We start from the raw sequence: 24,276 nt of genomic DNA on the forward strand, positions 1-24,276 counted from the left end.
TCACACCCCCGCCGCCCCCAACAGAACCCCCACCCCGTACGTCACCCCCATGGCCAGCGCCCCACCCCCCACGTTGCGCAGCACCGCCCGTCGCGGTGCCGCCGCGCCGAGGCGGGCGCTGCTCCAGCCCGTGCCGACCAGGGCGACCAGGACCGACACGACGGTCACGGGAAGCCGCCGGTCGGGCGGGGGCAGGATGATCGCCAGCAGCGGCAGCAGGGCGCCCGCCGTGAAGGCGAGGAAGCTCGCCCAGGCCGCGTGCCAGGGGTTGGTGAGGTCGTCGGGGTCGATGCCGAGCTCCACGCGCGCGTGGGCCTTCAGGGCGTCGCGTTCCGTGAGTTGGACGGCGGCCTCCCGGGCCACCCTGCGGGACAGGCCGCGTTCCTCCAGGAGTTCCGTCAGTTCCTCCAGCTCGGCCTCCGGCTGTTCGCGCAGTTCCCGGCGCTCCACCGCGAGCGCGGCCTTCTCGGAGTCCCGTTGGGTGGACACGGAGACGTACTCCCCCGCCGCCATCGACATCGAGCCCGCCAGCAGACCCGCCAGGCCGGCCGTCAGGAGTGCCGAGCGGTCGTCGGTGGCGCCGGCCACGCCGACGACGAGGCCCGCGGTGGAGACGATGCCGTCGTTGGCGCCGAGGACGGCGGCGCGCAGCCAGTTCAGCCGGGATCCGAGGGTGGCCTCGTGGGCCTCCGCGTGGGGTGGTTCCGCAACAGGTTCCGTCACAGGACGGAGGATGGCACCCCTTGCGTGGTCCCGGCCGTCAATCCAGTGGCCCGGCGGTTCTCGGGCCGCCCACGGTCGTCGTCGAGCCGCATCCCACTGCGGTGCCGACGACCCGGTCACCGCACTGGGCTGACGGTGCGTCGCTTCCACGAGCGTGTGCGCCGGGCGAACTCCCGTACGGCCCGGGAGGCTTCCCGTGCGCTCTGTCCGGGCATGCCGAGCGAGGTGTCGGTGGCGGCCCGTATCCTCAATGACCATGCTCGCAGACCGCACGACCACAGCGTCCGCCCCCACGGAGTGGCCGGCCGCGTATCCCCAGGGATACGCGGTCGTTGACGTGGAGACCACCGGGCTGGCCCGGGACGACCGGATCATTTCCGCCGCCGTCTACCGGCTGGACGCGCGCGGTGAGGTCGAGGACCACTGGTACACGCTGGTCAATCCGGAGCGCGATCCGGGGCCGGTGTGGATACACGGTCTGACGAGCGAGGTGCTGGAGGGCGCGCCTCTCTTCCGGGAGGTCGCCGAGGAGTTCGCGGCGCGGCTCGCGGGCCGGGTGCTCGTCGCGCACAACGCGGTCTTCGACTGGCAGATGATCGCGCGGGAGTACGCGCGCGCGGAGTGCGAGCCCCCGGTGAAGCAGCGGCTGTGCACCATCGCGCTCTCCAAGGAGCTGCGGCTGCCGCTGCCCAACCACAAGCTGGAGTCGCTGGCGGCGCACTTCGGTGTCGTGCAGCGGCAGGCGCACCACGCCCTCGATGACGCGCGTGTCCTCGCGGAGGCGTTCCGGCCGAGTCTGCGGGCCGCGGCGGCGGGCGGGGTGCGGCTGCCGCTGCACGAGTGCCGGCCGCTGACGGAGTGGAACGACCGGCCCATGTCCCGGATCGGGCAGCAGGCGGGCGGTCCGGGCGGCACCGGGTACGGCGGTGGCGGATACGGCGGCCATCGGTCCGGCGGTTGGCGGCCGTCCCGTAAGCGGCCCGCCTGCCCGTACCCCAACCCCGGACGGTACGAGGACGGCAAAAGGCTCAAACAGGGCATGCGGGTAGCCTTTTCGGGCGACACGTCGATCGACCGTGAACTGCTGGAGGACCGCGCCACCGAGGCGGGGCTGCATGTGGCGACCAGCCTGTCCCGGCTGACCAGTCTGCTGGTCACCAACGATCCCGACTCCGGTACGTCGAAGGTGGTGAAGGCGCGGCAGTTCGGGACGCCGGTCGTGGACGAGGCGGCCTTCGGGCAACTGCTCAGGGATGTCGAGCCCGCCGACGAGTGAGCCGTACGTACGGGTGATTGCCGCGCGACTCGCCCGCCGCCCGCTCGCCCGCGCCCCGGTGACCGCTCACCCTGTGGCGCATGGCGAGATGCGAAGTTTGCGGCAATGACTACGGAATGACCTTCGAGGTGCACGCCCAGGGCGCGGTGCACGTCTTCGACTGCTTCTCCTGTGCGATCCATCGCATGGCCCCCATCTGCGAGCACTGCCGGGTCCAGATCATCGGCCAGGGCGTCGAGGTCGAGGGCCACTGGTACTGCGGGGCCCACTGCGCACGGGCGGAGGGGAAGGCGGGGATCGTCGACCGCGTCTGACCGCACCCCGTCCACGGGGTGCGTCCGACAGCACCCCCTCCCCCAGCACCCCACGGCCCGAGAGGTACGGTCGTGGGGTGTACCGCTTCCTGTTGTCCCGGCAGTGGGTGATCCTCACGCTGGTCGCCCTCCTCCTCATCCCCACAATGATCCGGCTGGGCTTCTGGCAGATGCACCGCTACGAAGAGCGCACCGCGCGCAACCAGCTCGTCTCCGACGCGCTGAACGCCAAGCCGGTGCCCGCGGAGCGGCTGACCTCCCCGGGGCACGCCGTCACCCGCAGCGAGCGGTACCGCCCGGTGACCGCGACCGGCACCTTCGACACCGCGCGCGAGGTCGTCGTACGGCGCCGGGTCAACTCCGACGAGACGGTCGGCTTCCACGTCCTCACCCCGTTCGTGCTGACGGACGGCAAGGTGCTGCTGGTCAACCGGGGGTGGATCCCCGCGAACGGCCCGAGCCAGACCGCCTTCCCGAAGATCCCCGCACCGCCCTCCGGCAGGGTCACCGTGACCGGGCGGCTGATGCCCGACGAGACGACCGCGGCGAGCGGCATCAAGGACCTCAAGGGGCTGCCCGACCGGCAGATCATGCTGATCAACAGCGCGGAGCAGGCCAAGCGGCTGGGTACCGAGGTGCTCGGCGGCTACATCGCGCAGACGGCGCCCGAGCCGAAGGGCGACACCCCGGAGCTGGTCGGCAAGCCCGGCAGCGAGGACGCCGCGCTGAACTACGCGTACGCCGTTCAGTGGTGGCTGTTCGCCGCGGGCGTGCCGGTGGGGTGGGTGGTCCTGGTCCGCCGCGAGCGCCGTGACGGTGCGGCTCCGGCGGTGGCGGAGGAGGAGAAGGAAGCGGCGCCGAGTCCGGCCTAGCCGCCTCCTCTCATGTCCGGCGGTGGTCGGTCAGTCTGTCCCGCCAGTAGACGAAGGTGCGTTCCGGCTCGGGCAGCAGGTCCCACGGGTGGCGGGTCATATGGCGGCCGATGCGCCGGAACACGGGGGTGGCCTCGTCGGGAAGGTGCGCGCGGGTCAGCGCGAAGGCGAGGATGTTGAGGTCGGTGACGGCTTCGGCGTGCGCCGGGGCGGCGGTGTGGAACCAGCCCTTCAGAGCCACGTCGATCTCCTGGTCCGCTCGCGGCTCGTTCCAGTTGCCGCTCGCGCCGAGGGCCGCGAGGGGCGACTCCCGCTGCCGATGTGCCGTCAGTTCGACACGGGCGGCCACGGGGAGGAGGGCCACCGGCGATCCGTGGGGGGCGCGGGCGGCGGCCTGCCAGGCGAAGTCCATCATGTCCGGGAGCGTCCCGTGTCCGCGCGGGGACAGGTACACCAGCAGCCGGTGGTAGGCCGTCCGGTGCCAGGGCGCGCGCTTGACGGCCTCGGTCCACGCGGGCACGGCGTCCTTCACCGGTACGGCGCACGAGTACATCAGGGACAGCAGGGCGAGCCACGGCGTCGGGTCCTCGGGACAGGCGTCGGCGGCGCGCAGACAGGTCCGCTCGGCCCCGCGCACGGCTGCGGGCCCGTCGGCCGGCGCCCGGAAAGCCTCCACGCAGGCCCGAAGGACCAGGGCGTCACCGTCGCCGGGCCGGTCGGCGGCCCAGCGCTGCGAGACCACGGCCGGCAGGCTCCGTGCCAGGACCGAGACCCGGTGCGCCCTGCGGTCCCAGTCCCGCCCGGTGCCGCGCAGCAGGTGGGCCACGGGCTCCCAGACCGGACGGGAGCTGCCCGCGCCGAGCCCGTGGAGCTGCCGGGCCGGTTTGAGTTCGCGGAGGGTCGTGTGGAGGAGGTCGTCGTCGAGCTCGGCGCGGATCAGCAGGGAGGGTCGGCGTCTCAGCATTTCGGTCCCGGAGCGGCTAGGTGTGTTGTCCCGCCGGTCACGTCGCAGGAAAGCGGCCGCGACCGAGCGGCGCCGGTGAGCGGGGCGGGCGTGCCGTCAGAGCTGGGGAGGGGCACGCCCGCCGCGCGGTCGGGGAAGGGCGCCGTACGGTGCGGGCGCCGTGCGGGGATCAGCAGCAGCGGCCGGGCGACTCGCCCTCGCGCTGTGCGGTGCGCATCCGCTGGTACTCCCGGCGGGTGGGCACGGGGGCCTGCGGGTGGTGGCGGCGGCGCCGTTCGCAGTAGCGGTCGTACTCGGTCTCGCCGGTCAGTTCGCGCGCGTACCGGACCACGCCGACCAGGGCCTTCCGGACGGCGGTCATGAACCCGCTCCGACCAGCGGCTCGCTGCCGCGCCGCTCGGGGGTGTCGATCCGGGACTCGACGTACGGGGCCTCGCTCGTCGGCAGCGGCGCGGTGGCGCGCAGGGCGCGCACGCACACCGCCGCGCAGTTGACCAGCACCGTGAGGACCAGCACCAGGAAGACCGCCATGAGCACGCCGTCGACCGTGTTGTTGAGGACGATGGTGCGCATGTCGTCCATGGTGGTGGCACCGGGCAGAAGCTTGCCGGCGTCGACGGCGTCGGCGTAGACGTCACGCTGGGCGAAGAAACCGATCTTCGGATTGTCGGAGAAGATCTTCTGCCAGCCGGCCGTGAAGGTGACGGCCACGTCCCAGGCCAGCGGGATGCCGGTCACCCACGCCCATCGAGCCTTGCCCGTCTTGACGAGCATGGTCGTGGTGACGGCCAGGGCGACCGCGGCGAGCAGTTGGTTGGCGATGCCGAACAGCGGGAAGAGCTGCTTGATCCCGCCCAGCGGGTCGGTGACACCGGCGTACAGGAAGTAGCCCCAGGCGGCGACGACCAGGGCGCTGGTGATCCAGACACCGGGCTTCCAGGTGACGCGGCCGATCGGCTTCCAGACGTTGCCCAGCATGTCCTGGAGCATGAAGCGGCCCACTCGGGTGCCCGCGTCCACCGTGGTGAGGATGAACAGCGCCTCGAACATGATCGCGAAGTGGTACCAGAACGCCCTGAGCCCGCTGCCGAACACACTGGAGAAGATCTCCGACATGCCCACGGCCAGGGTGGGAGCGCCACCGGAGCGGCCGACCAGCGTCTGCTCCTCGACTGCCTTGGCCGCCGCGGTCAGCTGGTCGGGGGTGATGGAGAAGCCGAGGCCCTTGACCGCCTCCGCCGCGCTCTGCGCGGTCGGGCCGAGCAGGGCGGCCGGGGAGTTCATCGCGTAGTACAGGCCCGGTTCGAGGACGCAGGCGGCGATCAGCGCCATGACGGCGACGAAGGACTCCGTGAGCATGGAGCCGTAGCCGATCAGCCGGACCTGGGACTCCTTCTGGATCAGCTTGGGGGTCGTGCCGGAGGAGACCAGCGCGTGGAAGCCGGACAGGGCGCCGCAGGCGATGGTGATGAAGAGGAAGGGGAAGAGGGATCCGGCGAAGACCGGCCCGGCGCCCGTCGAGGCGAACTCGGTCACCGCACCGGCCTTGAGGGTCGGGGCGGCGATCACGACACCCACGGCCATCAGGGCGATCGTGCCGACCTTCATGAACGTGGACAGGTAGTCGCGGGGCGCCAGCAGCATCCACACCGGGAGCACGGAGGCGACGAAGCCGTAGCCGACCAGACAGAAGACCAGAGTGGTCGGGCTCCAGACGAAGTACTCCGCCAGGGACGAGTTCTGGATCCAACCGCCGCCGAGGATGGCGAGCAGCAGCAGCGCCACGCCGATGAAGCTGGTCTCCACGACCCGGCCGGGCCGCAGATAGCGCAGGTAGAAGCCCATGAAGAGGGCGATCGGGATGGTCATGGCCACCGAGAAGGTGCCCCAGGCGGATTCCGCCAGGGCGTTGACGACGACCATCGCCAGCACCGCGAGCAGGATGATCATGATGGCGAAGACACCGATCAGCGCGGCGGCGCCGCCCACCCTGCCGATCTCGTCCCGGGCCATCTGCCCGAGGCTCTTGCCGTCCCGGCGCATGGAGAGGAAGAGGACGACCATGTCCTGGACCGCGCCGGCGAAGATCACACCGGTGATGATCCAGATCGTGCCCGGCAGATAGCCCATCTGCGCGGCCAGTACCGGGCCCACCAGCGGACCGGCGCCGGCGATGGCCGCGAAGTGGTGGCCGAAGAGCACCCGGCGGTCGGTCGGGTGGTAGTCGACCCCGTCCTCCAGGCGCTCAGCCGGAGTGGCGCGGCTGTCGTCGACCTCCAGGACCCGGCGGGCGATGAACCGGGAGTAGAAGCGGTAGGCGATGGCGTACGAGCCGAGCGCGGCCACCACCAGCCAGACGGCGGAGATCTCCTCGCCCCGGGACAGCGCGAGGACCCCCCAGCCGACCGCGCCGAGCAGGGCGACGGTGGTCCACAGCAGGAGGGACCGAGGTGATATTCGCGACTTTTTGGGCGCCGGTCGGCCGGTTTCGGGCAGGGTGGACGTTGACATGGCGGCTCCTCACCTGGGCGGTGTGGGACACCTCGGGACCCGAGGTGCGTGGAGATCAGCGACGACGGCTCTCCCGTTCGCTGTCGGTCTGTGCAAGAGTTGCCCACCCCTCGAGACCGGTTGACAGCGAATTTCCAGAGGATTTTCCGCCGGTTCCCCGTCAACCGAATCCGCCGCCCGCGCAACTGACCGGTGAGGGCTCAGGCACACCAAAGGCGGTGACCCATGGCCGACGGCGCCATGACGACGACGTTCCTCGCCGTGATCGGCGGGGCGTCGCTGCTCGCCGTGACCGCGCGCCGGCTGCGCCCCAGCGACCGGCTGCCCTCCCTGGAGGGCTGGGCGCTGGCCGACCGCTCCCTCGGCCCCGTCTGGACCTGGCTGCTGCTCGGCGGCACGATCTTCACCGCGTACACCTTCACCGCCGTACCGGGACTGGCGTACGGCAACGGCGCGCCGGCCTTCTTCGCGGTGCCGTACACGGTGATCCTCTGTCCGCTCGCCTTCGTCCTGCTGAGCCGGCTGTGGGAGGTGGCCCGGCGCAACGGCTACGTCACCGCCGCCGACTTCGTGCGGGGGCGGTACGGATCACCACCGCTGGCCCTCGTCGTGGCGCTGACCGGGATCCTCGCGACGATGCCGTACCTGGCGCTGCAACTGCTCGGGATACGGGCCGTACTGACGGCCGGGGGCGTGTATCCGCGGGGCGCGGTGGGCGATCTGGTGATGGTGGCGCTGTTCGCGGGGCTGGGGGTGGCCACGTACCGGCACGGGCTGCGGGCGCCGGCGGTCATCTCGGCGCTGAAGGCGGTGGCGGTGTTCGTGTCGCTCACCGCCGTGTGCTGGCTGGTTCTGCGGCAGCTCGGCGGGCCCGGCCCGGTCTTCGAGGGCGCGGCCCGGCGGCTGGGCGGCACCGACGTGGCCCACTCGCCGCTGGTCCTCTCACCCGAGCAGCAGCCCGCGTACGCCACGCTCGCGCTCGGCTCCGCGCTGGCGCTGCTGATGTACCCGCATGTGCTCACCGCCGGGTTCGCCGCCGACGGGGCGCGCACCCTGCGCAAGGTGTCCGTGGCCCTGCCCGCCTGGACGGGGCTGCTCGCCCTGTTCGGCTTCCTGGGCATCGCGGCGCTCGCGGCGGGGGTGCGGGCTCCGCGGGGCGGCGCCGAGGCCGCCGTACCGATGCTGGTCGACCGGCTGATGCCGGCGCCGCTGGCCGGGCTGGTGTTCGCCGCGATCACCGTGGGCGCGCTGGTCCCGGCCGCCGTGATGTCGATCGCGGCCGCCACGAGTTTCGTCCGCAACGTCTACGTCGAGTACGTCCAGCCGACGGCCACGCCCAAGCGGCAGGTGCGCATCGCCAAGGCGGTGTCGCTGACCGCGAAGGTGGGGGCGGTCGCGTTCGTGTTCGGACTGCGCGACCAGGACGCCGTCAATCTGCAGCTGCTGGGCGGGGTGTGGATCCTGCAGGTCTTCCCGGCCGTGGCCGTCGGGCTGTTCACCGGGCGGCTGCATCCGCGGGCGCTGCTCGCCGGATGGGGCGCCGGCATGGCGGCCGGCACCTTCCTCGTCGTACGCGAAGGGTTCTCCTCCATCGTGACCCTCGGGTTCGGGCCGCTGGAGATCTACGCCGGCTTGGTGGCCCTGCTGCTCAACCTGACCGTCGCGGTGGCCGGCACCGCGGCCCTGGAACATCTCGGCGTCCCGCGCGGCGCCGACACCACCGACCTGCCCTCCCGCCTGACCGTCAGGCGGCGTCCCCGGACGGGAGCGAAGAACGCGTGAGACGCAGACAGCCGATCCCCGTGCGGGAGGCGTACGCCGAGCCGCTCGCGGTCGCCGTGACCGACCCGGCCGAGCTGGAACGCGAGGCCGGACTCGCCCGGCTCTTCCAGCTGCACTACTCCTCGATGCTGCGGCTCGCCGTGCTGCTCGGCGCCGACGACCCGGAGAACGTGGTGGCCGAGGCGTACTACCAGATCTACCGCAAGTGGCGGAAGCTGCGGGACGTGGAGGCGGCGGAGGCCTATCTGCGCTCCACGGTCTGCAATCTGACCCGGATGCGGATACGGCACCTCCAGGTCGCCCGCAAGCACGTGGAGAGCCCGCCGGAACTCCCCGACGAGACCGTCGCCTCCGCCGAGAGCGCCGCGCTGCTCCGCGACGACCAGCGGGTACTGATCGACGCGCTCCAGCAGTTGCCGGCGCGGCAGCGCGAGGCGCTCGTGCTGCGGCACTGGCTCGGCCTGAAGGAGAGCGAGATCGCCGCCGCGATGGGCATCTCCTGCGGGTCCGTCAAAACCCACACCTCACGCGGCCTGGCCGCGCTCACCCAGGCGATGGAGGCCCGGCGATGACCGACACCGGACCCGACCGCACCCGCCCGCCGGCCGTGGACCGGACCGAGCGGGAGCTGCGCGAGGCGCTGGATGCGCTGGCCGGCGGGGTGCACCCGGCCCCCGACGCCTACCGCACGGCGCGCGGCGAGTGGCTGCGCCGCGAACGCCGGCGCCGGCTCGTGCTCGCCCTCCTGGTCGCCCTCGTGTTCGCCCTGGCCACCCTGATCGGCCTGTGGGTGCTGAACCAGGCGCCGTCCCACCCCGGGGTGATCTTCTCGGGCACCGGGGACGCCGTGAGCCAGGCGTCACTCCCCCAGCCGCACCCCTGATTGCCCCCCGGCCGCGCCGGGAACCCGCAACTGCGTGCACCCCCGCATCGAGGACTACGCCCTCATCGGCGACGAACAGACCTGCGCCCTGGTCGGCAGGGACGGCTCCGTCGACTGGCTCTGTCTGCCCCGCTTCGACTCCGCCGCCTGCTTCGCCCGGCTCCTCGGCGACCAGGACAACGGCCACTGGCGCATCGCCCCCAAGGGTGTCGAGGGCCCCTGCACCCGGCGTGCCTACCGCCCCGACACCCTCGTCCTGGACACCGAGTGGGAGACCGGCCGGGGCGCGATCCGGGTCACCGATCTGATGCCCCAGCGCGACCGCCACCCCGACGTCGTACGCGTCGTGGAAGGTCTGCGCGGCCGGGTCACCGTCAGCAGTGAGCTGCGGCTGCGCTTCGACTACGGCTCGATCGTGCCGTGGATGCGCAGGACGGACGGCCACCGGGTGGCGGTCGCCGGGCCGGACGCGGTCTGGCTGCGCAGCGAACCGGCCGTGCGCACCTGGGGCGAGGACTACGTCACCCGCTCGGAGTTCACCGTCGGCGAGGGCGAGTCGGTCGCGTTCGTGCTGACCTGGCACCCCTCGCACGAGCGGCGCCCACCGCTGGTCGACCCGCGCGAGGCGCTGCGCACCAGCGTCGACGACTGGCGGGAGTGGGTGTCCCGCTGCCGCTACGACGGCCCCCACCGGGACGCCGTCGTGCGCTCCCTCATCACCCTCAAGGCCCTCACCTACCAGCCCACCGGCGGCATCGTCGCGGCCCCCACCACCTCCCTGCCCGAGGAGTTGGGCGGCGTGCGCAACTGGGACTACCGGTACTGCTGGCTGCGCGACTCCACCCTCACCCTGGGCGCGCTGCTGTCCGCCGGCTACCAGGACGAGGCGGAGGCCTGGCGGGACTGGCTGCTGCGGGCCGTCGCCGGGGACCCGGCCGACCTGCAGATCATGTACGGGCTCGCGGGCGAGCGTCGGCTGCCCGAGGTCGAACTCCCCTGGCTGTCCGGCTACACCGGCTCCAGGCCCGTACGCATCGGCAACGCGGCCGTGAACCAGCTGCAACTGGACGTCTACGGCGAGGTCATGGACTCGATGGCGCTGGCCCGCGCCTCGGGACTGTCGGCGAAGCCGCATGTGTGGGCGATCCAGTGCTCGCTGATGAACTGGCTGAGCGAGAACTGGCGGCAGCCCGACGAGGGCCTGTGGGAGGTGCGCGGCGGCCGCCGGCAGTTCGTGCACTCGAAGGTGATGGTGTGGGTGGCCGCCGACCGGGCCGTGCGCGCGCTGGAGGAGAACCCGGAGCTGCGCGGGGACCTGAAGGGCTGGCGGGCGATGCGCGAGGAGGTGCACCGCGAGGTGTGCGAGAAGGGCTACGACCCCGAACGCAACACCTTCACCCAGTCCTACGGCTCCCGCGATCTGGACGCCTCCCTGCTGCTCATCCCGCGCCTCGGTTTCCTGCCCCCCGACGACCCGCGGGTGGTCGGCACGGTCGACGCGATCCGCGAGGAGCTCGGCCACGGCGGCCTGGTGCGCCGCTACAGCACCGACGGCACGACCGTGGACGGTCTGCCGGGCGACGAGGGCAGCTTTCTGGCCTGCTCGTTCTGGCTCGCGCACGCGCTGCACGCGACGGGCCGTCCGAAGGAGGCGCGGGAGCTGTTCGAACGGCTGGTGGACCTCGCCAACGACGTGGGCCTGCTGTCGGAGGAGTACGACCCGGTGGCCGGCCGTCACCTCGGGAACTTCCCGCAGGCCTTCAGCCACATCGGCCTGGTGAACACCGCCCTCGCCCTGTTCGGGGGCGAGGAGGCAGGATAGGAGCCATGGATCTTGGACTGAAGGACCGGGTGTACGTCGTCACCGGGGCCACGCGCGGTCTCGGCAACGCGGCCGCGCGCGAGCTCGTCGCGGACGGCGCGAAGGTGGTCGTGACGGGGCGGGACGAGAAGCGGACCCTCGAAGCGGCGGCCGAACTGGGGCCGAACGCGGTCGGCGTCGGTGTGGACAACGCCGATCCGGAGGCGGCGGCGCGGCTGATCGCCACCGCGCGGGAGTCCTTCGGCGGCTTCGACGGGGTGCTGGTGAGCGTGGGCGGGCCGCCGGCGGGGTTCGTCGCGGACAACACCGACGAACAGTGGCAGTCGGCCTTCGAGTCGGTGTTCCTGGGAGCGGTCCGGCTCGCGCGGGCGGCCGCGGCCGAGCTGGAGGCCGGCGGGGTGATCGGGTTCGTGCTGTCCGGGTCGGTGCACGAGCCGATTCCGGGGCTGACCATCTCCAACGGGCTGCGGCCGGGACTCGCGGGCTTCGCGAAGTCGCTCTCCGACGAACTGGGTCCGCGCGGGATCCGGGTCGTGGGGCTGCTGCCCTCACGCATCGACACGGATCGCGTGCGCGAGCTGGACGGGATGTCGGCCGACCCCGCCGCCACCCGGGCCGCCAACGAGTCCCGGATCGCGCTGCGGCGGTACGGGACGCCGGAGGAGTTCGGGAGGACGGCGGCCTTCCTGCTGTCGCCCGCCGCTTCCTACCTGACGGGGATCATGCTGCCGGTGGACGGCGGGATGCGGCACGGCTTCTGATCCGAAGGGATCGGCCCAAGCCGGTCAACCGACCCTCTCCGCCTTGTGCTTGGCGGCCCTCATCCGCACGTCGGCGGGCAGCGCCTCCAGGGCCGCCGAGTCCCTCGCGTGGGTCAGGGCCTCCGCCGTCAGTCGGTCCAGGGCCGTCGCCGGCTCGACGTGGGGCTCCAGCCGCAGCCGTACGCGTGTCTCCGGCGCCTCCCTGCGGCCCGTCAGACGGACGCGGGTGTGGGTCACGCCGTCCAGCCGGTCCGCCTCGCCCGCCAGGACGCCCTCCAGGGCCCGGCCGCGCAGCAGCGCGCCGGCGCCGTCGCCGGTGTCGACCAGGACCTCGCCGAGCCGGCGGCGGCGCAGGACCGCCGTCAGCCACCACAGGGCGAGCAGGACGAGGAGCGCGAGGACGGCGATGACCGTCGGCCACCACCAGGTCTCGTCCCGCCGGCGGGTGCGTTCGGCGGTGCTGAGCAGTACGTCGTGGGGGCCGTCGTGGATCCACCAGGAGGGCGGGGAGACCCCGAGGCCGACGGCGAGGACGGCCCCGCCGACGGCGAGCAGTCCCAGGCCCACGACGGCGAGCAGCACCCGGTTGACGGTCCTGAGCACGGCCCTCACCCCTTCTTCCCGGGTCGCCGGACTCGCACCGAAAGGGCGAGCGGGCGCGTCAGGCCGAGCCCGCGGACAGCGTCCTGGAGCACGGCGTCCAGGTCCGCCCGTACGTCGTCCAGGTCGCGGAAGTGCGAGAGCGCGCGGACGTCGGCCCTGCGCCTGCCTGTCCTGACCCTCACCGACTGGACCCCGGAGACCTCCATGGCCCGGTCGCGCAGCACCAGCGCGGCGGCGCCCCGGTGGAGGCCGGCGCGGACGTCGGGGCGGGTGCGGCGCATCGGCAGGACGTCCCTCAGGCCCGGGGTGACGGCCAGGAGGACGAGCCACAGGCCGAGGGCTGCCGCGACGCCCGCGCCGACCAGCACCCAGGTGTCGTCAAGAGGGCGTTCGGCGAGCTGCCGTGCAAGATCGCGCCGCCAGGCCAGGGCGGACCGGCCGGCGCGGACGGCGGCGATGTCGTAGAGGAAGGCGCCCGCGACGACGAACAACAGGGCCGCGACGACGGCGGCCGGGACGCGGCGGGCCGACCAGAAGCGGCGGCCACCGCCGGGATCGGTGCCGGTCTCCTGGACGTCCGGCTTGTCCGTCCGATCCGGTTTGTCCAGGACGGGCACGGTGGTCGTGCCCTCCGAGCCGCCGGGTTCGCTCATCGCGTCCTCCCGTGTGCCAAGCCGTGGGCCGCCGTCAGGTGCAGCCGTTCGACCAGCACTGCGACCTCCGGAACCCGCATTCCCACCAACGCGCCTACCCGCTCGGTGACATGCCGACGCACCTCGTGACAACGGGTGCCGATGTCGCCGGGGTAGCCGAGTTCCAGGTGGACGCGGATGTGCGCGGCTTGGACGGGGGTCCCCCCGCTCGCACCTGCTGGGGAGTGAAGGCGGACCACCACGGTGGCGTGCGGAGGGGCGGCCTCGGGCGGCAGCGGGCCGATCGCCTCGCGCGCGGCCTGCGCGGCGATCTTCGCCACCACCCGGTCCGCGATGCGGGTCGCGCCGCGCTCACCCGCCGGTACGACGCCCGGCAGATTGCCGACGCCGCCCGTCCCTTGGCTCACCCGCGTCACCTGCGCCTGTCGTCACGCGCCCGGAAGAAGTCACCGAGCTCCAGGTCGCCCTCCAGCAACCGGCCGACGACGAACCCGACGGCGCCCAGGGCGGCCACCAGGACGAAGGCGCCGAATCCACCGAAGTATCCGGCGAAGCCCAGCGCCATGCCGACGATCATCCCGACCACGGCCATGCTCATGCTGCGTTCCTCCGCTCGTCAGCCGGCGTCACTGGATGCGGGGCTCCGGCTCCTCGTCCTCTTCCTCGGGCAGTTTCACGTCGCTCACCGCGATGTTGACCTCGACCACTTCCAGGCCGGTCATCCGCTCCACGGCCGCGACCACGTTCTCCCGGACGTCCTGCGAGACCTCGGTGATCGACACTCCGTAGTCGACGACGATCTCCAGGTCGAGCGCGGTCTGCACCTCGCCGACCTCGGCCTTCACACCGCGCGTCACGGACTTCGTCCCGCCGGGCACCCGGTCCCGTACGGCTCCGAAGGTGCGGCTGATGCCGCTGCCCATCGCATGGACGCCCACGACGTCCCTTGTCGCGAGGCCCGCGATCTTCTCCACGACCCCGTCGGCGATGGTGGTCCGCCCGCGGGACGCCGGGTCGCCGCCGCCCCGCCTGGTCGCCGTGCGGGTCGACACGGACTCCGTCCCGCCTTCCGTGCTCTGCGTCCGGGGCTGCTCCATTGCCTCAGTCATGGCCGTACGTCCTTTCGGTCGTCGTCCCTTCGACCACGGTAAGCGCCGTTGCCCGACTGCGCCCCAGGGATGCGGCAGGCTGGGGTAATGGACGGGTGGACGAGTGCGGTACGACATCAGTTGGGCCTGGGCAGGCTGCTGCCCCTGGGCGGACCCCGCGACGGGGCGTGGATCGCGGAGAGCGCGGCGCAGGGCGTGCTGCGGGCGGCCGTACGGGGGGTGCCGGGGGTGCGGCTCGGGGTGCTGCGGATCGCGCCGGCCGATCGGGACGGCGGGTACGAGGCGGTCGTACCGCCTCCGCCGAGCGGGTTGCCGCCGGGGCCCCTCCGGGTGACGGCGGACTTCGCGGCGGCGGTCTCCGAACCGCTGCCGACGGCGGCGGCACGCGTGCGTGGCGCCTTGCTCACGGCAGCGGCCGAACGGCTGGGCCTGGTGGTGGCGGAGGTGGATCTGCGGGTGACGGACCTGCTCGATGCGGACGAGCCGGAACCCGAGGCCGTACGACCGCCGGACGCGCCCGAGGCCGGGCCGGCGCTCACCGGCGACGAGGCGCGTGCGGCCGAGGCGGCGCTGTCCGTGCCGGGGGTGACCGGTATGAGCGCAGTCCTCGGCCGGGCGGTGCGCCTGGAGGACCGTCAGGAGGCGGGCACCGCCCTCCCGCACCGGCACGCGCGCGTGGAGATCGTGGTCCGCGCGGACCGGCGGACACTGGATGTGGCCCGGGAGGTCCGCGCGGTGGTGTCGGACGCGTTGCCGGACCGTCCGACGGTCGCCGTGCTGGTGACGGCGGTCAGCTGAGGGTCACTCGCCGAGGCCGGCCAGGTCCCGCAGCCGACGCGTCTGCGCGGCACGTTCGGCGGCGCGCTGCTCGTCGTACGTACGGTCCCCGGCGCCGCGCAGCAACGCCTTGGTCTCGATGACGGCCTCGCGCGGCGCGGCCAGAATCGCGGCGGCCAAGTCGTGGGCCGCCGCGTCGAGTTCCGCCGCCGGTACGGCGAGGTTGGCCAGGCCGGAGTTCACCGCCTCCTCGGCGCCCACGAACCGCCCGGTCAGGCAGATCTCGGCCGCACGGCCGTAGCCGACGAGGGAGACGAGAGGATGCGTGCCCGTCAGGTCCGGTACGAGCCCGAGGCTGGTCTCGCGCATGGCGAACTGCACGTCGTCGGCCACGACGCGCACGTCACAGGCGAGCGCCAGCTGGAAGCCCGCGCCGATGGCATGGCCCTGGACGGCGGCGACGGACACCACGTCGTTGCGTCGCCACCAGGTGAAGCCCTCCTGGAACTCGGCGATGGCGGAGTCGAGTTCGGCGTCGCCACGGCGCGCGAGATCGATGAAGGACGGTTCGCCCTCGATCCCCTCGGGCGTGAACATCTGCCGGTCGAGGCCGGCGGAGAAGGACTTGCCCTCGCCGCGCAGCACGACCACACGGACGGATCCCGGCAGCTGCCGTCCGGCCTGGGCGAGCGCCCGCCACATCGCGGGGCTCTGCGCGTTGCGCTTGGCCGGGTTGGTCAGCGTCACCGTGGCGAGCGCGTCGTCGACGGTGAGCCGTACGCCGTCCTTGTCGAGCAGGGGAACGAGTTCCTGGTCGGGCGTGGCCATGGGGCGCCTCCGATGCGTGCGGTCAGTCAGCGGTCAGCTAAGTGACTGCACAGTAACCACCCGGCCGATCGGACGACCGACCGGGTGGCACCATCGAAGCCGGTGGGCCGCCCGCGTCAGGACGAGGCGGCCTTCTTGCCTCGCGTCGCCCCGCCACGCCCACGGAGCGTGACGCCCGACTCACTGAGCATCCGGTGTACGAAGCCATACGAGCGGCCGGTTTCCTCGGCCAGTGCCCGGATGCTCGCACCGGAGTCGTACTTCTTCTTCAGGTCTGCCGCGAGCTTGTCGCGCGCGGCGCCGGTCACCCGGCTGCCCTTCTTCAGAGTCTCGGCCACCCGTGCCTCCTCATGGGAAGTGCGCTCTGGTCCCCTCATGATCACCCCTCCGGCGCGCGATGGCCACCCATTCGGCAAGGTCCGTAAGACACGGTTTTGACGACAGGAGCGCGTCCCCACAAGTGGAATCTGTGATTCCACCCGGGGGTGTTCGTACGGCCGAACGGGTTGTTGTGCGAAAGTTGCAGGTCAGAGACGCGCGACGGCCGATCCCTTGTCGACAAAGGGATCGGCCGGGAAATGGATGTAGGACACACCTCGATACGAGGAGATCTCACACAGATGGTGGATCACCGGTAGGCCGAATGATCCATGCGGATGATCCAACACCGTGGATCACGCATTCGATCACGCCAGGGCGACGAGATCCGCGTAGTCGGCGCCCCACAGGTCCTCGACGCCGTCGGGCAGCAGGATGATCCGCTCCGGCTGGAGCGCCTCCACGGCGCCCTCGTCGTGGGTGACGAGGACGACCGCGCCCTTGTAGGTGCGCAGCGCGCCCAGGATCTCCTCGCGGCTGGCCGGGTCGAGGTTGTTGGTGGGCTCGTCGAGGAGCAGGACGTTCGCCGAGGAGACCACGAGGGTGGCCAGGGCGAGGCGGGTCTTCTCGCCGCCGGAGAGGACGCCGGCGGGCTTGTCGACGTCGTCGCCCGAGAACAGGAACGAGCCGAGCACCTTGCGGACCTCGACGAGGTCCATGTCGGGGGCGGCGGAGCGCATGTTCTCCAGGACCGTGCGCTCCGGGTCGAGGGTCTCGTGCTCCTGGGCGTAGTAGCCGAGCTTGAGGCCGTGGCCGGGGCGGACCTCGCCGGTGTCGGGCTGCTCCACGCCGCCCAGCAGGCGCAGCAGGGTGGTCTTGCCGGCGCCGTTCAGGCCGAGGATGACGACGCGGGAGCCCTTGTCGATGGCGAGGTCGACGTCGGTGAAGATCTCCAGCGAGCCGTACGACTTCGACAGGCCCTCGGCCATCAGCGGGGTCTTGCCGCAGGGCGCGGGCTCCGGGAAGCGGAGCTTGGCGACCTTGTCGGACACCCGGACCGCCTCGAGTCCGGCGAGCAGCCGGTCGGCCCGCTTGGCCATGTTCTGCGCGGCGACGGTCTTGGTGGCCTTGGCGCGCATCTTGTCGGCCTGCGAGTGCAGGGCGGCGGCCTTCTTCTCGGCGTTCTGCCGCTCGCGCTTGCGGCGCTTCTCGTCGGCCTCGCGCTGCTGCTGGTAGAGCTTCCAGCCCATGTTGTAGACGTCGATCTGGGAGCGGTTGGCGTCCAGGTAGAACACCTTGTTGACGACCGTCTCGACCAGGTCGACGTCGTGGCTGATGACGATGAAGCCGCCGCGGTAGGTCTTGAGGTAGTCCCGCAGCCAGACGATCGAGTCGGCGTCGAGGTGGTTGGTCGGCTCGTCGAGCAGGAGCGTGTCCGCGTCGGAGAACAGGATGCGGGCCAGTTCGACGCGGCGGCGCTGACCGCCGGAGAGCGTGTGCAGCGGCTGGCCGAGCACGCGGTCGGGCAGATTCAGCGCGGCGGCGATGGTGGCGGCCTCGGCCTCGGCGGAGTACCCGCCCTTGGTGAGGAACTCCGTCTCCTGGCGCTCGTACTGCCGAAGCGCCTTCTCGCGGGTGCTTCCCTGGCCGTTGGCGATCCGCTGTTCGTTCTCGCGCATCTTGCGGATCAGCACGTCGAGGCCGCGCGCGGAGAGGATGCGGTCGCGGGCGAGGACGTCGAGGTCGCCGGTGCGGGGGTCCTGCGGGAGATAGCCGACCTCGCCGGAGCGGGTGACCTGGCCGGCGGCCGGGATGCCCTCGCCCGCCAGGACCTTGGTCAGGGTCGTCTTGCCCGCTCCGTTGCGCCCGACCAGGCCGATGCGGTCGCCCTTGGCGACACGGAAGGAGGCGCTCTCGATGAGGATGCGGGCACCGGCGCGCAGCTCGATGCCGGAGGCGGAGATCACGGTCAGACTCCTGTGCGGGGTCGGTGGCGGGGGTTGGGCGGCTGAGGACGTTCCCGCCGTCTAATGCGCGAGGAGAATGGCCATGAGGCCATTCTAACGGCCCCGTGCAAGCACTTTTTCTGCGATCGGGTGTTCGATCTTGCCGGGCTTCGGTCCGAAGGGCGTTGTCAGTGGTCGCTGCGAGACTGGGCCGTGGGTGAATTTCCCGCGATTTCTCCGCGGTTCTTCCGCGGTCCCTCTGCGGTTCTTCCGCTGTGATCACAAGGGAGTGGTCGGCATGGCAGGCACGAACGGCACCCGTCCGAGCATCTGTCCGACGGTGCTGTACGCCGACGCGAAGGCGGCGATCCGGCAGCTCACGGAGGCCTTCGGATTCACGGAGCTGTCGGTGTACGAGGGTGAGGGCGGCTCGGTGATGCACGCCGAGCTGGTGCAGGGCAACGGCGCGGTGATGCTCGGCTCGAAGGGCCGCGGCGGTCTCTTCGACACCGTGATGAAGGACGCGGGGCCGTCCGGGGTGTACGTCGTGGTGGACGACGTCGACGCCCACCACCGGCGGGCCGTGGAGCACGGCGCGGAGATCCTGATGCCGCCGACGGACCAGGACTACGGCTCCCGCGACTACATGGCCCGGGACCTCGAGGGCAACATCTGGAGCTTCGGCACGTACGCCCCGGACATACAGGGCTGACGGCCCGGGGACCGGGGGCTCAGCCCCCGGTGTGCACCTGGAAGGCGGCCCGGCGGACGGCCTTGGCCAGCGCCGGGTCGGGGTGCGCGGCCGCGAGCGCCACCAGCACCTGCACGGTGCGCGGGTGTCCGACGGCCCGGACCTCGGCCAGCAGCGCGGGCACGGTCGGCTGCAGCGCGGACTCCAGGTGGCGTACGAGCATCGGGGCCTCGCCGTGGTCGGCGACGGCTGCGGCCGTGTCGACCCACAGCCAGGTGGCCTCCTCGCGGGTGAGCACCTCGTGCGCGTCCTCGGGGTCGACGCCGTCGTGCTCGGCGAGCCAGAGGAGGGCATAGGGCCGCAGGGCCGGCTCGTCGACGACGGCCCGTACGTCGGGCTCGGCGGGGGCCCCGACCACGCGCAGCGCCTCGAAGGCCAGCCCGCGCAGGAGGGCGTCCTCGCCGCGGGCGGCGACCAGGAGCTCGGTGACGGCGCTGCCGACGGGGCGGGCGGCGAGCCAGGCCCGGTACTCGGCGCGGGCCGCGTTGGGGCGGAGCTGGGCGCAGCCGCGGAGCATGTCCTCGGCGGCCTGCTCGATGTTGCCGGCGGGGCTCTGCGCGGCGACGCAGATCTGCTCCAGCTTGACCCAGACCGCCCAGTTGCCGAGCGGGGTGAGGGTGGCCTGGCCGTCGCCGCAGGTGAGGGCGCCCACGGAGGCGAGGGCGTGCAGGGCCCAGTCGAGGAGGGGGGCGAGTTCGGCGTCCTGGGCGGGCTCCGCCGGGTCGGCGTCGGCGGAGGGCTCGGAGGTGGTGGGGGCCGGGGGACCGGCCGCGTCGGCGGCGTAGGGGACCTCGCAGCGCTCGGTGCGCAGTTCGGTGACGCGCTGGCGCAGCAGGTCCAGGAGCTGGTCCACGGGGACGGGCCCGGCGGACAGCTGGAGGAAGGAGAGCACCTGGGGCATGGCCGAGACGACCTCGGCGACGGTGGCGGGCTCCTCGTCGGCGGGCTCCGGGGTGGCGAGCGACCATGCGTCGAAGAGGGCGACCCAGCCGCGCAGTACGGCGCTGTCGTCGCGGTCCCAGGCGCGCAGCCGCCAGCCGGGGCGGGCGCTGTCGCCGTGCACCTCGACGAGACCGGCCAGCCGGGCGGTGTCCCAGTCGGCGCGGACCTGATCGGGGGTCAGGCCCAGATCGCCGGCCGCGCGTTCGGCGGTCGCGTCGGAGAGGGTGGCCTTGCCGTCGGTGGTCGCGGCGTCACGGCCGGGGCCGAGGGCGTTGTCGGCCCAGCGGGCGACACGGGCCGCGGCGGCCAGACCTGAGCGTGCCATTCTGGCCAGCTCCGCCGGGGCCGGGGTGCCCTCCGGAGGGCGGGGCGCGGGGCGGCGCGGGCGCCGCTGGTTCACTGCTGTGGGGGCGGCGGCCAGGGGTCGCGGGCGGACGAGTCGAAGCCTGGAGTCGCGCGGGATACGGGACGTCACGGGTGCAGTCTTCCGGTTGACGGTCCGAAAACCCAAACGGAATGTCACGGCGGGCCAGGGGACTGGCCAACGCACGGGGTGCGGAGAGCGGCGAGGAGGTGGGTTCAGGCCAGTGGTACGGGCTTAAACGGAACTCTCGCGGCCGGTGTGGCACAGGGCTACGGCGAGGTTCAGCTGAGCGGGGTGAGGAAGCGGCGGAGCACCTCCTCGTAGGCCGCGGGGTCGGCGTTCCACATGGCGCCGTGCGGGGCTTGGGCGACGGTGTGGAGGGTGACGAGGTCGGGGCGGCGGGCGGCGAGGCGGCGGGAGACGTCCCAGGGGGCGACGGTGTCGTCGGGGCCGTGGAAGAGCAGCGTCGGGACGGTCAGCCGGGCCGGATCGGCGATCTCGTCGCCCCGGCCGTCCGTGGCGCCGTGCAGACCGGTGCGGCCCTGGGCGGCGCGGACGGCGAGCGGCAGCAGGACGCCGGGGGTGTGCCGGGCGGTGGCGAGGGCGCGCAGGGTCGACTGCCAGTTCAGCACCGGGGAGTCCAGGACGAGCCCTGAGACGAGGTCGCGCAGTCCGGAGTGGGCGACGGCACGCAGGGCCATGGTGGCGCCGGTGGACCAGCCGAACAGGACGACACGTTCGGCGCCGTGGCGGACGGCGTGGCGCATCGCCGCGTCCAGGTCGCGCCACTCGGTCTGGCCGAGGTGGTTCAGGCCGTCCGGGGGGCGGGGGGCGCCGAGGTCGCCGCGGTAGGAGAGGGCGAGCACGGGGAAGCGGCGCTGGTGCAGGAACGCCAGGAGGTTCAGGGCGTGTTCGCGGGTGGCTCCCAGGCCGTGCGCGGCGATCACCCAGGTGCGGCGGGCGGCGGGGACGAACCAGGCGGGCAGGGTGCCGAGCTCGCCGGGTACCTCGACGTCGGTGTGGTCCAGGCCGAGGGTGTCGCGGGGGTTGCCGACGTACAGGTTGGGGGTGAGCCAGACCGCGTCGCCGGGGTTCAGGGTGCCGTGCGTGACGCGTTCGAGGCGGCGTACGACGGTGTCGGCGGAGTGGGGGGCATGGGTGAGGACGGGGCCGACGACCGCGTGGGAGCCGTTGCCGGAGAGGCCGTAGGTGCCGGGGCGCAGGGCGGCGAGGTGGCGGGTGAGGGTCACCTGGCCGGCGGCGGTGCCGTGCACGGTGAGGCGGGGTTCGGTGGGCAGGGGCCGGCCGGGCGGCGCCTTGAGCGCGGCGTCGCTGGCGAACCGGCCGGCGGCGACACTGGCGGCGCCGGCGGCCAGGGCTGCGGTGACGGCGGCGGCCGTCGCTGTGACAGTGCGCACCCGTCCAGTGTCCTGGCCATCCCTCGCGAGGGCCAGTGGTGGCGGGGGCGGGGGTGGTGACGGCGGGGTGGTGCGGCAGGTTCGGCACCGCCGGGGTGCGCTGTCGTGACTGGGTGCCGGCCCGGGAGATTCCCTTCAGCCCTGCTGGCCGTAGCCCCGTAGGCGCTCCCCCGCCTCCGCCACCTGCTGGTCCGTCAGGAGGGTGGGGGTCAGGCCCGGCACGGAGGAGGCGGTCAGCCAGAGGTGGCACATCCACTCCAGTTGGGCCGTGCGGTCGAACGCCTGGTCGAGGGTGGTGCCGTAGGTGAGGGTGCCGTGGTTCTGGAGGAGGCAGCCGGTGCGGTCGGCCAGGGCGCGCAGGGTGTTCTGGGCCAACTCCTCGGTTCCGTACGTCGCGTAGGGGGCTACCCGGACGGGCCCGCCCAGCGCGCCCGCCATGTAGTGGACGGACGGGAGCTCGGGGACGAGCGTGGAGACGGCGGTGGCGTGCACCGCGTGCGTGTGGACGATGGCGCGGGCGTCGGTATGACGGTAGACGGCGAGGTGCATGGGGAGCTCGCTGGTCGGGACGAGGGTGCCGAGCACCTGCCGGCCCGCGAGGTCGACGCCCGTGAGGTCGTCGGGAGCGAGGCGGTCGTAGGGCACGCCCGACGGCGTCACCAGCACGATGTCGCCGACGCGTACGGAGACGTTGCCGGAGGTGCCGACGACCAGGCCGTCGGTGACGGTGCGGCGGGCCGTCGCCACGAGCGCCTCCCAGGCCCGCGCCTCCGCCGCATCCCGCGTGCCGTCCCGGAGGTCCCGGGCCTCCCGTCCGTCGCGCCGCTGCTCAGCCATGCCCCGATCCTGCCAGGGGACGGCGGGACGGGCCGGCGAGGGGGGCGCCGATGGCCGGAAGCCGGCCCTGTGAAAGTCCGCACAGCGGCAGCCTCGCCGTCGCGGACGACCACGCCCTGCGGATCGCCCGTCGGGGGGCGCCTGACCGGGCGGCGTGTGGCAGCCGTTCGGAATTGAGTGACGGCGCCCACAATCAGACACCCTCACGCCCACCTCAGTTCACCTTCCGTTCACTCAGGTTACCTACCTTCAACATGCCAATGACTTCGAACGATTGCCTGGGTAAATGGAAAACTTCTCGCTGATCCTCGCGATTGTGGTGGTAACCGCACTCGCGTTCGATTTCACGAACGGTTTCCACGACACCGCCAACGCGATGGCCACGACCATCTCGACCGGTGCACTCAAGCCCAAGGTCGCGGTGGTCATGTCCGCCGTGCTGAACCTTGTGGGCGCCTTCCTCTCCGTGGAGGTCGCCAATACGATCTCCAAGGGTCTCGTCGACGAGACCGGCATCCGTCCCGAGGTCATCTTCGCCGCCCTGGTCGGCGCGATCCTCTGGAACCTGCTGACCTGGCTGGTGGGCCTGCCCTCCAGTTCCTCCCACGCCCTCATGGGCGGTCTGATCGGCGCCACCATCGCCTCGGCCGGCATGGGCGCGGTGCACGGTGACGTCCTGGTCACCAAGGTCCTGATCCCGGCGGTCGCGGCCCCGATCGTGGCGGGCGTCGCCGCGATGCTCGCGACCCGCCTCTCCTACACCCTCGGCAAGAAGGCCGACGGCAAGGCCGCGGACAGGGGCTACCGCGCGGGCCAGATCGCCTCGGCCGGCCTGGTCTCCCTCGCGCACGGCACGAACGACGCGCAGAAGACGATGGGCATCATCACCCTCGCCCTGGTCGCCGGCGGTGCCGTCGCCCCCGACTCCGACCCGCCCACCTGGGTCATCCTCTCCGCGGGTCTGGCCATCGCGCTCGGCACCTACCTCGGCGGCTGGCGCATCATCCGCACCATGGGCAAGGGCCTGACCGACCTCCAGCCGCAGCAGGGCTTCGCCGCCCAGACCAGCGCGGCGACGGTCATCCTGGCCTCCTCCCACCTCGGTTTCTCCCTCTCCACCACCCACTCGGTCTCCGGTTCGGTGATGGGCGCGGGCCTGGGCCGCAAGGGCGGTGTGGTCCGCTGGTCGACGGCGACCCGCATGTTCGTGGCCTGGGGCCTCACGCTCCCGGCGGCGGCCCTGGTGGGCGCGCTGGCCGAGTCGGTCACGAACCTGGGCGACTGGGGCACGGCGCTCGTCGCGGTCTTCCTCGTCGCCTCCAGCGCGGCGATCTGGAAGATCTCCCGCCGCGAGGTCGTGGACGCGTCCAACGTCAACGAGACCGAGGAGCCGGCGGGCGTGGTCACCACGGCGATCGCGGCCGTCACCCCGCCTCCGGCGGGCACGGTCGCCGAGGACCTGACGGCCACCATCCCGTCCCCGGCCGCCGCCGCGACGGCGGCCGAGCCCACCGCCCCCGCGGTCTGAGCCCGCGCACCCGGTACGAAGGAAGAGAACCAGCATGAAGATCGACTGGGCGGCCCTGGGCTCCGTCTTCGGCGTCAGCCTCGTGGTCACCGTGGCCCTGGTGGCCCTCTTCACCCTCGGCGTCATGGGCCTGTCCCGCCAGGAACGCGCCGCCGAACAGGGCGGCTCGGCCGCCCTCGCGGTGACCGGCGCGTACGCCTGCTTCGCGGCGTGCGCGGCGGCGGTGGCGTACGGCATCTCGCTGATCGTGGCCTGACCGCCGACTCGAACACCCCGGGTGTGGGACGGACCTCC

The 24,276-nt window shown here is 72.6% G+C and carries 27 protein-coding genes; 12 read left to right on the top strand and 15 right to left on the bottom strand.

Translation table 11 applies throughout. The features are described 5' to 3' along the window. A complete protein-coding gene (locus ACIBVL_RS00200) occupies positions 1-723 on the bottom strand; it encodes a VIT family protein (RefSeq protein WP_399089224.1) in 723 nt (240 codons plus the stop codon). A gap of 256 nt (positions 724-979) precedes the next feature. On the opposite strand from ACIBVL_RS00200, the gene ACIBVL_RS00205 reads away from it, so the two are divergent. The 3 genes from ACIBVL_RS00205 (at position 980) to ACIBVL_RS00215 (ending at position 3,185) form a co-directional block, all read left to right on the top strand. After that, positions 980-1,999, top strand: a complete 1,020-nt coding sequence (locus ACIBVL_RS00205) for a DEDDh family exonuclease (protein ID WP_399089227.1) — start codon at positions 980-982, stop codon at positions 1,997-1,999. A gap of 80 nt (positions 2,000-2,079) precedes the next feature. Continuing rightward, positions 2,080-2,313 carry a hypothetical protein gene (locus ACIBVL_RS00210; RefSeq protein WP_078947469.1) on the top strand — a complete coding sequence of 78 codons (234 nt, stop codon included), beginning with the start codon at positions 2,080-2,082 and terminating at the stop codon, positions 2,311-2,313. 77 nt (positions 2,314-2,390) lie between these two features. Beyond that, positions 2,391-3,185, top strand: coding sequence for an SURF1 family protein (locus tag ACIBVL_RS00215; protein WP_399089230.1), 795 nt, complete (start codon positions 2,391-2,393; stop codon positions 3,183-3,185). Positions 3,186-3,195: 10 nt separating this feature from the next. Here ACIBVL_RS00215 and ACIBVL_RS00220 read toward each other — a convergent pair whose 3' ends face one another. The 3 genes from ACIBVL_RS00220 to ACIBVL_RS00230 all read right to left on the bottom strand — a co-directional run bounded on the left by ACIBVL_RS00220 (position 3,196) and on the right by ACIBVL_RS00230 (position 6,660). Beyond that, a complete protein-coding gene (locus ACIBVL_RS00220; protein ID WP_399089233.1) occupies positions 3,196-4,149 on the bottom strand; it encodes a hypothetical protein in 954 nt (317 codons plus the stop codon). Between the two features lie 169 nt (positions 4,150-4,318). Continuing rightward, positions 4,319-4,510 (bottom strand): YbdD/YjiX family protein, encoded by a 192-nt coding sequence (locus ACIBVL_RS00225; protein WP_399089236.1) that lies wholly within the window; start codon positions 4,508-4,510, stop codon positions 4,319-4,321. Continuing rightward, a complete protein-coding gene (locus tag ACIBVL_RS00230; protein ID WP_399089239.1) occupies positions 4,507-6,660 on the bottom strand; it encodes a carbon starvation CstA family protein in 2,154 nt (717 codons plus the stop codon). Before ACIBVL_RS00230 ends, ACIBVL_RS00225 begins: the two co-directional genes overlap by 4 nt. 225 nt (positions 6,661-6,885) lie before the next feature. On the opposite strand from ACIBVL_RS00230, the gene ACIBVL_RS00235 reads away from it, so the two are divergent. From ACIBVL_RS00235 to ACIBVL_RS00255, 5 genes are read left to right on the top strand one after another with little or no spacing between them, the layout of a single operon-like run. After that, positions 6,886-8,442, top strand: coding sequence for a sodium:solute symporter (locus tag ACIBVL_RS00235; RefSeq protein ID WP_399089242.1), 1,557 nt, complete (start codon positions 6,886-6,888; stop codon positions 8,440-8,442). Beyond that, entirely contained in the window at positions 8,439-9,014 is a 576-nt protein-coding gene (locus tag ACIBVL_RS00240; RefSeq protein WP_399089244.1) for an RNA polymerase sigma factor, read from the top strand. Before ACIBVL_RS00235 ends, ACIBVL_RS00240 begins: the two co-directional genes overlap by 4 nt. Further along, on the top strand, positions 9,011-9,325 hold the full coding sequence (locus tag ACIBVL_RS00245; protein WP_399089247.1) for a hypothetical protein: 315 nt from the start codon (positions 9,011-9,013) through the stop codon (positions 9,323-9,325). Before ACIBVL_RS00240 ends, ACIBVL_RS00245 begins: the two co-directional genes overlap by 4 nt. A 34-nt stretch (positions 9,326-9,359) precedes the next feature. Further along, positions 9,360-11,147: a glycoside hydrolase family 15 protein gene (locus tag ACIBVL_RS00250; protein ID WP_399089250.1), complete on the top strand. Its 1,788-nt coding sequence runs from the start codon at positions 9,360-9,362 to the stop codon at positions 11,145-11,147. A gap of 5 nt (positions 11,148-11,152) precedes the next feature. Then, on the top strand, positions 11,153-11,908 hold the full coding sequence (locus tag ACIBVL_RS00255) for an SDR family oxidoreductase (RefSeq protein ID WP_399089253.1): 756 nt from the start codon (positions 11,153-11,155) through the stop codon (positions 11,906-11,908). A 24-nt stretch (positions 11,909-11,932) separates the two neighbouring features. Here ACIBVL_RS00255 and amaP read toward each other — a convergent pair whose 3' ends face one another. The 5 genes from amaP to ACIBVL_RS00280 are packed head-to-tail and all read right to left on the bottom strand — an operon-like array spanning position 11,933 to position 14,273. Further along, positions 11,933-12,520: an alkaline shock response membrane anchor protein AmaP gene (gene amaP / locus ACIBVL_RS00260; protein WP_399089256.1), complete on the bottom strand. Its 588-nt coding sequence runs from the start codon at positions 12,518-12,520 to the stop codon at positions 11,933-11,935. After that, positions 12,517-13,164 carry a DUF6286 domain-containing protein gene (locus ACIBVL_RS00265; RefSeq protein WP_399089258.1) on the bottom strand — a complete coding sequence of 216 codons (648 nt, stop codon included), beginning with the start codon at positions 13,162-13,164 and terminating at the stop codon, positions 12,517-12,519. Before ACIBVL_RS00265 ends, amaP begins: the two co-directional genes overlap by 4 nt. Further along, complete coding sequence (locus ACIBVL_RS00270; RefSeq protein WP_399089261.1) at positions 13,161-13,580, bottom strand: Asp23/Gls24 family envelope stress response protein; 420 nt, start codon at positions 13,578-13,580, stop codon at positions 13,161-13,163. Before ACIBVL_RS00270 ends, ACIBVL_RS00265 begins: the two co-directional genes overlap by 4 nt. After that, positions 13,577-13,762, bottom strand: a complete 186-nt coding sequence (locus ACIBVL_RS00275; protein ID WP_399089264.1) for a hypothetical protein — start codon at positions 13,760-13,762, stop codon at positions 13,577-13,579. Before ACIBVL_RS00275 ends, ACIBVL_RS00270 begins: the two co-directional genes overlap by 4 nt. Positions 13,763-13,790: 28 nt before the next feature. Then, a complete protein-coding gene (locus ACIBVL_RS00280; protein ID WP_399089267.1) occupies positions 13,791-14,273 on the bottom strand; it encodes an Asp23/Gls24 family envelope stress response protein in 483 nt (160 codons plus the stop codon). A gap of 87 nt (positions 14,274-14,360) precedes the next feature. Here ACIBVL_RS00280 and ACIBVL_RS00285 point away from each other — a divergent pair, with 87 nt between their 5' ends. Beyond that, positions 14,361-15,071, top strand: a complete 711-nt coding sequence (locus ACIBVL_RS00285; RefSeq protein WP_399089270.1) for a nucleopolyhedrovirus P10 family protein — start codon at positions 14,361-14,363, stop codon at positions 15,069-15,071. Between the two features lie 3 nt (positions 15,072-15,074). On the opposite strand, the gene ACIBVL_RS00290 is transcribed toward ACIBVL_RS00285, so the two are convergent. The 3 genes from ACIBVL_RS00290 to ACIBVL_RS00300 all read right to left on the bottom strand — a co-directional run bounded on the left by ACIBVL_RS00290 (position 15,075) and on the right by ACIBVL_RS00300 (position 18,163). Continuing rightward, positions 15,075-15,878, bottom strand: coding sequence for an enoyl-CoA hydratase/isomerase family protein (locus tag ACIBVL_RS00290; RefSeq protein ID WP_399089272.1), 804 nt, complete (start codon positions 15,876-15,878; stop codon positions 15,075-15,077). Positions 15,879-15,994: 116 nt separating this feature from the next. After that, entirely contained in the window at positions 15,995-16,216 is a 222-nt protein-coding gene (locus ACIBVL_RS00295; protein ID WP_004002281.1) for a helix-turn-helix domain-containing protein, read from the bottom strand. Between the two features lie 348 nt (positions 16,217-16,564). Then, positions 16,565-18,163 (bottom strand): ABC-F family ATP-binding cassette domain-containing protein, encoded by a 1,599-nt coding sequence (locus ACIBVL_RS00300; protein WP_399089275.1) that lies wholly within the window; start codon positions 18,161-18,163, stop codon positions 16,565-16,567. A gap of 277 nt (positions 18,164-18,440) precedes the next feature. Here ACIBVL_RS00300 and ACIBVL_RS00305 point away from each other — a divergent pair, with 277 nt between their 5' ends. Further along, a complete protein-coding gene (locus ACIBVL_RS00305) occupies positions 18,441-18,854 on the top strand; it encodes a VOC family protein (RefSeq protein ID WP_399089278.1) in 414 nt (137 codons plus the stop codon). A 19-nt stretch (positions 18,855-18,873) separates the two neighbouring features. Here the strand turns inward: ACIBVL_RS00305 and ACIBVL_RS00310 are convergent, their stop codons facing one another. From ACIBVL_RS00310 to ACIBVL_RS00320, 3 genes are all read right to left on the bottom strand, one after another. Beyond that, positions 18,874-20,310, bottom strand: coding sequence for a hypothetical protein (locus ACIBVL_RS00310; protein ID WP_399089281.1), 1,437 nt, complete (start codon positions 20,308-20,310; stop codon positions 18,874-18,876). Positions 20,311-20,480: 170 nt separating this feature from the next. Beyond that, positions 20,481-21,617, bottom strand: a complete 1,137-nt coding sequence (locus ACIBVL_RS00315; RefSeq protein ID WP_399089284.1) for an alpha/beta hydrolase family protein — start codon at positions 21,615-21,617, stop codon at positions 20,481-20,483. A 135-nt stretch (positions 21,618-21,752) separates the two neighbouring features. After that, positions 21,753-22,454, bottom strand: a complete 702-nt coding sequence (locus tag ACIBVL_RS00320) for a class II aldolase/adducin family protein (protein WP_399089287.1) — start codon at positions 22,452-22,454, stop codon at positions 21,753-21,755. 286 nt (positions 22,455-22,740) lie between these two features. Between ACIBVL_RS00320 and ACIBVL_RS00325 the strand changes: the two genes are divergently transcribed. After that, entirely contained in the window at positions 22,741-23,982 is a 1,242-nt protein-coding gene (locus ACIBVL_RS00325) for an anion permease (protein ID WP_399089290.1), read from the top strand. Between the two features lie 34 nt (positions 23,983-24,016). Further along, entirely contained in the window at positions 24,017-24,238 is a 222-nt protein-coding gene (locus ACIBVL_RS00330; protein ID WP_399089293.1) for a hypothetical protein, read from the top strand. The last annotated feature ends 38 nt before the right edge of the window (positions 24,239-24,276 follow it).

The organism is Streptomyces sp. NPDC049687 (genome assembly GCF_044465285.1).
Classification (GTDB): domain Bacteria; phylum Actinomycetota; class Actinomycetes; order Streptomycetales; family Streptomycetaceae; genus Streptomyces.